General features: G+C 74.9%; 9 protein-coding genes and 1 pseudogene. 8 read left to right on the forward strand and 2 right to left on the reverse strand.

Annotation, left to right across the window (positions count from 1 at the left end; all coding sequences use genetic code 11):
• Positions 1–3 precede the first annotated feature (3 nt).
• Genes H1A17_RS13735 through H1A17_RS13755 form a run of 5 tightly spaced genes read left to right on the forward strand, consistent with a single transcriptional unit; the run spans position 4 to position 5337 of the window.
• Positions 4–1212 carry an LLM class flavin-dependent oxidoreductase gene (locus H1A17_RS13735; RefSeq protein WP_194822022.1) on the forward strand — a complete coding sequence of 403 codons (1209 nt, stop codon included), beginning with the start codon at positions 4–6 and terminating at the stop codon, positions 1210–1212.
• Positions 1213–1229: 17 nt separating this feature from the next.
• Positions 1230–2585: an NtaA/DmoA family FMN-dependent monooxygenase gene (locus tag H1A17_RS13740; protein WP_145920283.1), complete on the forward strand. Its 1356-nt coding sequence runs from the start codon at positions 1230–1232 to the stop codon at positions 2583–2585.
• On the forward strand, positions 2582–3106 hold the full coding sequence (locus H1A17_RS13745) for a GNAT family N-acetyltransferase (protein ID WP_145920282.1): 525 nt from the start codon (positions 2582–2584) through the stop codon (positions 3104–3106). The genes H1A17_RS13740 and H1A17_RS13745 overlap by 4 nt, the downstream gene beginning before the upstream one ends.
• Complete coding sequence (locus H1A17_RS13750) at positions 3103–4170, forward strand: LLM class flavin-dependent oxidoreductase (protein WP_194822023.1); 1068 nt, start codon at positions 3103–3105, stop codon at positions 4168–4170. The genes H1A17_RS13745 and H1A17_RS13750 overlap by 4 nt, the downstream gene beginning before the upstream one ends.
• Before the next feature lie 18 nt (positions 4171–4188).
• Positions 4189–5337, forward strand: a complete 1149-nt coding sequence (locus tag H1A17_RS13755; protein ID WP_145920280.1) for an LLM class flavin-dependent oxidoreductase — start codon at positions 4189–4191, stop codon at positions 5335–5337.
• 69 nt (positions 5338–5406) lie between these two features.
• Here the strand turns inward: H1A17_RS13755 and H1A17_RS13760 are convergent, their stop codons facing one another.
• The gene (locus H1A17_RS13760; protein ID WP_194822024.1) at positions 5407–5973 is read right to left on the reverse strand and encodes a hypothetical protein; all 567 of its coding nucleotides are present in this window, start codon (positions 5971–5973) and stop codon (positions 5407–5409) included.
• Between the two features lie 164 nt (positions 5974–6137).
• Between H1A17_RS13760 and H1A17_RS13765 the strand changes: the two are divergent.
• From H1A17_RS13765 to H1A17_RS13770, 3 genes and pseudogenes are all read left to right on the forward strand, one after another.
• Positions 6138–7205: pseudogene (locus H1A17_RS13765) on the forward strand (PQQ-dependent sugar dehydrogenase); the annotation flags it as partial.
• Positions 7206–7304: 99 nt separating this feature from the next.
• Positions 7305–7628, forward strand: a complete 324-nt coding sequence (locus H1A17_RS35820) for a cellulose binding domain-containing protein (RefSeq protein WP_228543508.1) — start codon at positions 7305–7307, stop codon at positions 7626–7628.
• A gap of 132 nt (positions 7629–7760) precedes the next feature.
• Positions 7761–9464, forward strand: a complete 1704-nt coding sequence (locus H1A17_RS13770; protein ID WP_145920278.1) for a hypothetical protein — start codon at positions 7761–7763, stop codon at positions 9462–9464.
• Positions 9465–9481: 17 nt separating this feature from the next.
• Here H1A17_RS13770 and H1A17_RS13775 read toward each other — a convergent pair.
• Positions 9482–10440 (reverse strand): DUF6297 family protein (locus H1A17_RS13775; RefSeq protein WP_228543499.1); only part of this gene is annotated, 959 nt, incomplete at its 5' end.

Genomic DNA, 10440 nt, shown 5'->3' on the forward strand with positions numbered 1-10440 from the left:
CCCATGCCCGATCCGACCCTGCACCTGGCCGTCGCCCTCGACGGCCTCGGCTGGCATCCCGCCGCCTGGCGACTGTCCCACGCCGACCCGGCGGCACCGCTGTTCCCCCGCTGGTGGGCCGCCCTGGTCGGCCAGGCCGAACAGGCCGCCCTGGACCTGGTCACCATCGAGGACTCGCTGGACCTCCAGTCGTCCCTGCCCGACGGGCCGGACGGCCGGGTCGACCAGGTCCGGGGCCGGCTCGACGCGCTGCTGGTCGCCGCCCGGGTCGCCCCGCTGACCCGGCACATCGGCCTGGTCCCGACCACCAGCGTCACCCACACCGAGCCGTTCCACGTCTCGACCGCGGTGGCCACCCTCGACCACGTCAGCGGCGGCCGGGCCGGCTGGCGACCCCGGATCTCCGCCCGCCGCGCCGAGGCCGGGCACTTCGGCCGCCGGGACCTGCCCCCGCCGGACCCGACCCGACCGGCCGAACCGCAGCGGGCACGACTCGTCGGTGACCTGTTCGCCGAGGCCGCCGACGCCGTCGAGGTGGTCCGCCGACTCTGGGACAGCTGGCAGGACGACGCGGAGATCCGGGACGCCTCCACCGGGCGGTTCGTCGACCGGGACCGGCTGCACTACACCGACTTCACCGGCCGGTGGTTCTCGGTCAAGGGACCGTCGATCGTGCCCCGGCCACCCCAGGGGCAGCCGGTGGTCGCCGTGCTGGCCCACGCGACGGTGCCGTACGAGTTCGCCGCCCGGCACGCCGACGTCGTCTTCGTCACCCCCACCGACACCGGGCACGCCGAAGCCGTCGTCACCGAGGTCCGGGCCGTCGAGGAGACCGTCGGCCGGGGTGGACCGCCCCTGCGGGTCCTCGCCGACCTGGAGGTGCTGGTCGACGACACCCCGGAGGCGGCCCGGCGGCGACGGGACCGGCTGGACGAACTGCACGGGACGGGGCACACCTCCGACGCGGCCACCTTCACCGGCAGCCCCGCGCAACTCGTCGACCTGCTCGCCGCGTGGCAACGGGCCGGTGTGGACGGGTTCCGGCTGCGCCCCGCCGTGCTGCCCGACGACCTGACCAGGATCACCCGGTCGGTGGTGCCCGCGCTGCGGGACCGGGGCCTGTTCCGCGCCGGCTACCCCGGTGGCACGCTACGCGACCTGCTCGGCCTGCCCCGGCCGGCCAACCGGTACGCCGTCGCGGGCCCCCGCTGACCCCCCGGGAGAACCCCATGCCCAAGCAGATCATCCTGGCCGCGCACTTCCCCGGCGTGAACAACACCACCGTGTGGAGCGATCCGGCCTCCGGCAGCCACATCGACTTCGCCTCCTTCGTCCACCTGGCCCGCACCGCCGAACGCGGCCGGTTCGACTTCCTCTTCCTGGCCGAGGGGCTGCGGTTGCGGGAACAGCGCGGCCGGATCCACGACCTGGACGTGGTGGGCCGGCCGGACACCCTCACCGTGCTGGCCGCGCTCGCCGCCGTCACCACCCACCTGGGGCTGGCCGGCACCCTGAACACCACCTTCCGGGAGCCGTACGAACTGGCCCGGCAGTTGGCCACCCTGGACCACCTCAGCGGCGGTCGGGCCGCCTGGAACGTGGTGACCACCTCCGACGCGTTCACCGGGGAGAACTTCCGCCGGGGCGGCTACCTCGACCGGTCGCTGCGCTACGAGCGGGCCGCCGAGTTCGTCCGGGTCGCCCGGCGGTTGTGGGAGTCGTGGCCGGCGGACGCGATCGTCGGTGACCGTGCCGACGGCCGGTACGTCCGCGGGGCCGACCCGGGGGCCTTCGCCCACCACGGCGGGCAGTTCGACATCGCCGGGCACTTCACCGTGCCCCGCAGCCCGCAACTGCACCCGGTGATCCTCCAGGCCGGTGACTCGCCCGACGGCCGGGAGTTCGCCGCGTCCAGCGCCGACGCGATCTTCTCCCGGCACGGCACCCTGGAGGCCGGTCGGGAGTTCTACCGGGACGTGAAGGCCCGGCTGGCCCGGCACGGCCGTGCCCCCGACGACCTGAAGATCATCCCGGGGGTGACCTTCGTGCTCGGCGACACCGACGCCGAGGCGCAGGAACGCGCCCACCACATCCGCCGCCAGCAGGTCAGCCCGCAGACCGCGATCCTGCTGCTGGAGCAGCTGTGGAACCGGGACCTGTCCGGGTACGACCCGGAGGGCCCGCTGCCGGCCGAGGACCCCGACGTCTCCGCCGAGGCGATCAGCCGGGGCCGGGCCGGCATGTACCCGGACCCGGTCGGCACCGCCCGGCAGTGGCGGGCCCTGGCGCAGGAGAAGGGCCTCGGCATCCGCGACCTGATCATCGAGGTCACCGGCCGGCAGTCCTTCATCGGCACCCCGCAGCGGGTCGCCGAGCGGATGAACCACTTCGTGCAGTCCGCCGCCGCCGACGGGTTCATCCTGGTGCCGCACCTGACCCCGGGCGGGCTCGACGAGTTCGTCGACCGGGTCGTCCCGCTGCTCCAGGACCGTGGCGTGTTCCGCACCGAGTACACCGGCACCACCCTGCGGGAACATCTCGGCCTGCGGGCCGCCCGGGCGGTCACCCCGGTCGGTGCGGCATGACCACCCCGCAGGCGTCGACGCCGGTCACCGTCTGCCGGCTACGCCCGGACGACCCGGACGCGGTGACCCTGCGGGCGGCGATGACCGGGGAACTGCGCCAGCGCTACGCCGACCGCCCGTACGACCCGATCCACCTGCCCCCGGCCCGGGTGTTCCCGCCGGGTTCGGTGGCCTGGACGGGGGTGGCCTACACCGCCGACGCCACCCCGGTCGGGCACGCCGCGTTGCGCTGGCACGGCTGCGACCTGGAACTCAAACGGATGTACGTGGCGCCCACCCACCGGGGGCGGGGCGTCGCCGACCAGCTCCTGGACGCCGCCCGGGAGGCGGCCGGGCAGCTCGGCGCGGGTCGGATCGTGCTCCAGACCGGCGACCGGCAGCCCGACGCGGTCCGCCGCTACGAACGCGCCGGCTACCGGCCGATCGCGGTCTTCCCGCCGTACGACACGTTGCCCTACTCCCGCTGCTTCGCGCTGGTGATCCAGCCCGGCACCCGGCGGAAGACCCCGGTCCCGGCATGAAGGTCCTGCTGGTCACCCTGATCACCCACCTGCCCGACCCGGTCACCGGGCGACGGCGGAGCACCACCGAACGGTTCCGGGAGGTGGTCGACACCGCCGTGCTCGCCGAGGAACTCGGCTTCGACGGCTTCGGCGTCGGCGAACGCCACGAACGCCCGTTCATCTCCTCCGCGCCGCCGGTGGTGCTCAGCCACATCGCGGCCCGGACCCGCACCATCCGGCTGTTCACCGCGGTCACCACGCTGAGCCTGCTCGACCCGGTCCGCGCCTACGAGGACTACGCCACCCTCGACCACCTCTCCGACGGCCGGCTGGAACTGATCATCGGCAAGGGCAACGGTGCCGCCCAGGCCCGGCTCTTCGGCGTCACCGCCGAGGACCAGTGGGACCGCAGCCGGGAGGGCTACGAGCTGTTCCGCCGGCTCTGGCGGGAGGACCGGGTCACCTGGTCGGGCCGGTACCGGCCGGCGTTGACCGAGGCCGAGGCCTGGCCCCGCCCGTTGCAGGAGACCATCCGGATCTGGCACGGCAGCGCCACCAGCCGGGAATCGGTCGACCTGGCCGCCCGCCACGGCGACCCGATCTTCTCCGCCAACGTCGTCAATCCGATCGAGCCGTACGCGGAGCTGGTCCGGTACTACCGGCAACGGTGGGTGCACCACGGCCACGATCCGGCGGACGCCCTCGTCGGGGCCGGCACCGCCGGCTTCTACGCCGCCCGCACCTCGCAGGAGGCGGTCGAGACGTACCGGCCGATCTTCGACGCCCGGGTCGCCGCGTCCCGCCAGCCCGGCGTGGAGCCGGTCTTCCCCACCATCGAGGACGCCGTGGCCCGCAGCTCCCTACTGGTGGGCAGCCCGCAGCAGATCGTCGACAAGGTGCTGCGCCAGCACGGGCAGCTCGGCCACGAGGTGATGCACCTGCGGGCCGACCAGGACGGCCTGACCGCCGAGGCCCACCGGCGGAGCCTGGAGCTGTTCCAGGCCGAGGTGGCGCCGGTGCTGCGCCGGGAGATCCCCAGCCGTCCCTTCCGTCCGCCGGCGTCCGCCGCCGCGCCGCTCTGAGCAGAAACGGGGTCACCCATGCCATCGACCGCGCTGTCCGTGCTCGACCTGTCCCCGGTGCCCGCCGGTGGCACCGTCGCCGACGCGCTGCGGCACACCGTCGACCTGGCCCGCCGGGTCGAGCAGTTCGGCTACCGCCGCTACTGGGTGGCCGAACACCACCTGGCCGCCGGGGTGGCCAGCTCCGCGCCGGCCGTGCTGATCGGGCAGGTCGCCGCGGCCACCAGCGTGCTGCGGGTCGGCTCCGGCGCGCTGCTGGTGGGGCACCGCACCGCCCTGTCGGTGGTGGAGGAGTTCGGCACCCTCGCCACCCTCCACCCGGGCCGCATCGACCTCGGCATCGGCCGGTCCGGACCACCCCGCGCGGACGCCGCCCGGGAACCCGCCGCACCCGCCGCGCCGCCGGCCGGGGCCCGGGTGGTCGACGGGCTGCTGATCCCCGCCCCGTTCTCCTACGCCCACCTCGCCGCCGCCCCCCGGTACGCCCTGGCCACCGCGCTGCTGCACCAGGCCGGCGCGCGACCACCCGGGTTCGCCGGGCAGCTCGACGACATCCTCGCGCTGCTGCGCGGCGACTACCGGGACGCCGACGGCCTCGACGCGCACGCCGTGCCGGGGGAGGGGGCGGACCTGCAGGTGTGGCTGCTGGGCAGCAGCGGCGGGGAGAGCGCCCGGCTCGCCGGGGCACGGGGCCTGCCGTTCGCCGCCAACTACCACGTCAGCCCCGCGACGGTGCTCGACGCGGTCACCGCGTACCGGGCGGCGTTCCGGCCGTCGGCGACGCTGGCGAAGCCGTACCTGGTGGTCTCCGCCGACGTGGTGGTCGCCGACACCGACGCCGAGGCGCGTCGGCTGGCCAGCCCGTACGGGCACTGGGTACGCAGCATCCGCAGCGGTGCGGGCGCGATCCCGTACCCGAGCCCCGGGCAGGCCGCCGCCCTGCCGTGGACCGACGCCGACCGGGAACTCGTCGCCGACCGGCTGGAAACCCGGTTCGTCGGCGCGCCGGAGACGGTGGCCGAGCGGCTGCGCACCCTGCGGGACGTCACCGACGCCGACGAACTGCTGGTCACCACGATCACCCACGACCACGCCGACCGGGTGCGGTCCTACCAGCTGCTGGCCAAGGAGTGGGCCCAGTCCGGCGACGCCGGCCGGGCCGGCTAGCGCGACGGCCCGGCACCCCGGCCCGGGGCGGGGACCACGGATCGGGGGTGTCCGGGTCGGGGTGTCGTGTCAGGCCATCGTGCTCAGCAGCCCGACCTCCGGGCTCAGGGCGCCGTCCTGGCCCAACGACCGGAAGTCGGCCTCGACGGCGGCCCGCTCCAGGCGGCCCGCCCGCACCGCGTGGTAGCGCACGACCGACCAGAGGAAGACGTCGAGGGTGTCGAAGCGGGTGCCGCCCTCGACGACCTCCTCCTCGTGGAACCAGAGGCCGACCTGCCCGGTGACGAGGACCACGTGCAGGTTGCCGCCACCGTCGGCGCCGATCGAGTAGACGTCGTCGTCGGTGAGCGTCGGCCGGTAGTCGGCGTCGAGGAGCTGGCAGTCGTTCCCGGCGAAGTCGAAGCCGTAGGACCAGTCGTGGATGTCGAGGAACTGGGGCATCCGCCCGGACCGGACGCGGCGGTCGAACGCCGCCAACGCCGAGGCGGCCGGGGGCGGCAGCCGGTCGAGCATCGGCGTCACCGGCCGGGTCGAGGCGGGCACGACGACCGGTGGACGGTCGGCGAACCAGCGGGCGAGATCGGCGTCGAGGTCACGTTCGACGTAGCCGGTCAGCTCGTCAGGGGTGAGGGTCACCGGCGGATGCTAACCGCCGCCCCCGACAGGCCCGCCGCGCCGGTCGGCGGGGGACCCGCCGGCAGGCGTCGGTTTCGTCCACCGCTGCGGCTTTCACCGAGGTCGGGCTATATTGACGCAAGTCACTTACTGTTCTGGAGGTGCCCGACGTGAGAGTCCGTTCGATGGTGGCGGCAGCGGTTGCGGCGGGGCTCGCGGCCACCGGCGTCGGCACCGCGACGCTCGCCGGGGCCGCGCCGGCCGGCCCGGCCCCGGCCGCCACGACCCTGGCCCTCGGCGACTTCGACTTCACCCGTCCGCAGGTCGTGGCCACCGGCCTGACCGTCCCCTGGGGGATGGACTTCCTGCCCGACGGCAGCGCCCTGACGGCGCTGCGCAACTCCGGCCAGGTGCTGCGGGTCCGCCCCGGGCAGGCCCCGGAGCAGGTGGCCCAGATCTCCGGCGTGACCGCGACCGGCGAGGGCGGCCTGCTCGGCCTCGCGGTCTCCCCGGGGTACGCCCAGGACGGCTACGTCTACGTCTACCTCACCACCGCCACCGACAACCGGATCGTCCGCTTCCGGCTCACCGCGCCGCAGACCCAGGAGCCGGTCCTCACCGGCCTGGCCCGGTCCACCATCCACAACGGCGGCCGGATCGCCTTCGGCCCGGACGGGATGCTCTACGCCGGCGTCGGTGACGCGGGGCAGACCGCCAACGCGCAGAACCCGCAGAGCCGCAACGGCAAGATCCTCCGGATGCGGCCGGACGGGTCCGCGCCGTCGGACAACCCGACGGCCGGCTCCCTGGTCTACAGCCTCGGGCACCGCAACGTACAGGGCCTGACCTGGGACGCCCAGGGTCGGCTCTACGCCGCCGAGTTCGGGCAGAACACCTGGGACGAGGTCAACCTCATCGTGCCCGGCGGCAACTACGGCTGGCCCACGGTCGAGGGGCGGGCCAACGACCCCCGGTTCCGGGACCCGCTGCTGGTCTGGACGACCGCGGAGGCGTCCCCGAGCGGCGCGGCGGTCGCCGGCAACCGGCTCTTCGTCGCCGCCCTGCGCGGCACCCGGCTGTGGACCGTGCCGCTCACCGGCACCGGCGGGGTCGGCACCCCGACGGCCGAGCTGACCGGCGCGTACGGCCGCCTGCGCACCGTCGAGTACGGGCCGGACGGCTGGCTCTGGGTCACCACCAGCAACCGGGACGGGCGGGGCACCCCGGCGGCGACCGACGACCGCATCCTGCGTTTCCCGCCGAGGGACACCACCCCCTCGCCGACGACCCCGCCGCCCACCACCACGCCTCCGCCCACCACCACGCCGCCGACCACGCCTCCGCCCACCACCCTGCCGCCCGTCTCGTGCCGGGTCGTCTGGCAGCCCAACCAGTGGAGCGGTGGGTTCACCGCCGAGGTGTCGATCACCAACCTGGGGTTCCCGGTCACCAGTTGGACGTTGACCTGGTCCTTCGCCGCCGACCAGCGGATCACCAACGCCTGGAACGCGCAGGTCACCCAGTCCGGCGCCGCCGTGACCGCCCGTAACGCCGCGTGGAACGGCAGCGTGCCGCAGAGCGGCACGGTCAGCTTCGGCGTCCAGGGCACCTCCGGCGCGAGCAACCCGCGTCCGGCCGCGTTCCAGTTCAACGGGGGCACCTGCCTGGTCCAGTGATCCGCGACGGGGCCGGTCCGGGGCACCCCGGGCCGGCCGCCGTCCGCCGCGCCGCCCGGGCCCGTCCAGGCGACGCGGTCGCGTCGTCGTCGCCGCCGACGGGAACACACCGGCGTCGGTCGAACCGGGGCAATGTGCCGGTTTCGCCGACGCCGGCCCTCGTTCCGGTGGAGCCTGCGAGAGACGCGATCGCGCACGGTACGGCGGAACGGGGTGATCTTGAATCGAAGGTTCGTCGGGCTGCTGCTGGTGACCGGCCTGGTGCCGATGATCGAGGCCACCGTGCTGGTCGCCCTCGGATTCCGGGCCGCCGAGGGCATCCCCCCGCAGGTCACCGCCCTGTGGCCGTACGACACCTACCACGACCTGCGGTGGCTCTACGTCTACCACCGGTCGTGGTGGGAGTTCGTGCTCTGGCTGACCTACGTGCTGGTCGCCCGGGGCCTGTTCACCACCGGCCTGGTGCTGCTGGCCTGGCCGGCCGGGGTGCCCCGGCCGTCGCTGGGGTGGCTGCTGCGCCGCAACGTCGTGCTCGGCGTGCTGGTCGGCGGGTTCGTCGCGCCCTGGGCGGCGATCTCGGTGGCGGCGTCGGTGGTCGCCCTGTCCTGGGTGCTGCTGGCGTCGCTGCTGCCGATGTTCCTGCTCGCACCGTTCCTGCAACGGGTGGCCGTGGTGGAGCACTGGTGGCGGGGGCTGCCGTCGATCTCGCTGGTCGGCTGGTCACTGCTGAACTTCGTGGTGCTGACCGTGGCCGGCGCGCTGTGCTGGGTGGTGCCCGGCTGGTGGACGGTGCCGGTGGCCGGCGTGGCGGGGGCCCTCAACGGGGTGCTGTGGAACCGGACCGTGCGGGCGGCGCTGCTGCCCTCGCGGGTGCGCTGGGCCCGGGTGCCGGTGACCCCGCTGGCGGCGCTGCTGGCCGTCGCCGTGCCGCTGGTCATCCCGCCGGTGACCGACCTGGTCCCGGGCAACGAACAGTGGATCAGGACGGCGGTGCTGGAACGACCGCTGCCCGCCGCGGTCACCCACGCGGTGATCGTGCTCACCGGCTACGGCTCGGACTACGACGGTGAGCAGCCGTCCGACCCCCGGGTGCAGCGCTTCTCCTACCGGGGGCTCGACCCCGCCGGGAAGCCGCTGGCGTACCGGTCGGCGGACACCACCCGGTCGATGGCGGACAGCGTGGCCCTGCTCGCCCGGCAGGTGGAGCTGCTGCACCGGCGCACCGGACGGCAGGTGGCGTTGATCGGGGAGAGCGAGGGGGCGATGGTGGCCCGCACCTATCTCGCCCGGCAACGCGACCCGGCGGTCGACATCCTCGTCATGTTCAGCCCGTTGATCTACGCCGGCCGGGCCTACTACCCGCCCCCGCACCACGACGAGGGGTGGGGGGTGGTCACCGGCTGGCAACTGCGGGCCATCTTCGGTCTCGCCGACGTCGGCGGCGGCCCGGACGAGCCGTTCATCCGGTCGCTGCTCGACGACGCGCCGTTCTACCGCAACCAGCTGATGTGTCCCGTGCCGGGGGTCCGGATCGTCGCCTTCCTGCCCACCGCGACGGCGACCGAGGCACCGCCGGGGGAGTACAGCCGGATCCCGGTCTTCCAGATCCCCGGGGTGCACGGGGGTCTGCTGGACCGCAGGCTGCTCCAGGACCGGTTGATGGACTTCCTGCTCGGCAAGCCGATCGCCCACACCCGGGCCGAGTACCCGCTGTTGCAGAGCTTCGCCGCCGCCTGGCAGGCGCCGCCGCTGCCGATCGCGGCGAACCCGGCCTGGGCGGGCAACCGGCAACCCGACCCGGCGTTCACCGGGAAGGTCTGCCTGCCGGCCCGCTGAGTGTCCGGCCGCCGCCGTCACCCCCCGAGCAGTTGGACGACGACCAGCACGGCGACCAGGTCCGGGCCGCGCAGCACCTGACGGACCAGGTCGACGGGCACCATCGCGAACGGAGTGTTGACCATCGCCCCGCCGTACCGCATGGGTGGGCGGGTGCCGCCCCAGAAGGCGGCCGTCACGACCCCGAGCAGCAGCACCGCGTCGAGCGGGACGGGGACCGGCCGCAGCGCCGGCAGGGTGGCCAGGTACCACACGGTGGCACCGACACCCGGCACGACGAGGTGCGTCAGCCGCAGCAGGGTGTCGTTGCCGCCGAGGGACCGCCGCAGGCCCGCCGACCGGCTCACCGCGCGCAGCCCGCCGGTGAGCCGACCGGTCGACAGGTACGCCAGGACCAGGTGCGCGGGACCCGCGATCGACGGCAGCGCCACCGCGACGGCGTACATGGTCAGCAGCGCCCCGGCCCAGCCGACGAGGGCGCCCCGACGGCGCGACAACCGGCGTACCTCCGCCTGGAGCAGCACCGCGAACCGGCCGCCGGCCCGGAAAGGTCGGCCGCGTACCAGGCCGACCGCGCGCCACCGGCGGCTCTCCACCAGCGCGGCGAGCAGCGACGGGTCCAGCAGCACGGCGGCGGTGGTGGCGGCGTTGGCGAACTGCGCCCCGGTGGTCAGCGCCGCCCGGTCCACCCGGGGCAGCCGCCGGTACGCGCTGGCGGTCGACGCCATCGCGACCGGCAGCAGCACCAGGCCGACGACGGGGGTGAGCGGCACCGGTGGCAGCGGGAGGGACCATCCGGCGGCGTGCCCGAGCACCACCAGCACCGCGATCGTCGCCCCGGCGGCGGACAGGCCGACGCCGAGCCGTCCCGCCCAGCGGGGCGTGGGGGCCACGCCCTGGGCGATGACGGCCCATGCGGTCGCGGCGGCCCCGCAGGTGAGGCCGGCCAGCGCCGCCCAGGCCAGGTCGACGGGGC

This window comes from Micromonospora sp. S-DT3-3-22, assembly GCF_015354745.1.
Classification (GTDB): domain Bacteria; phylum Actinomycetota; class Actinomycetes; order Mycobacteriales; family Micromonosporaceae; genus Micromonospora; species Micromonospora wenchangensis.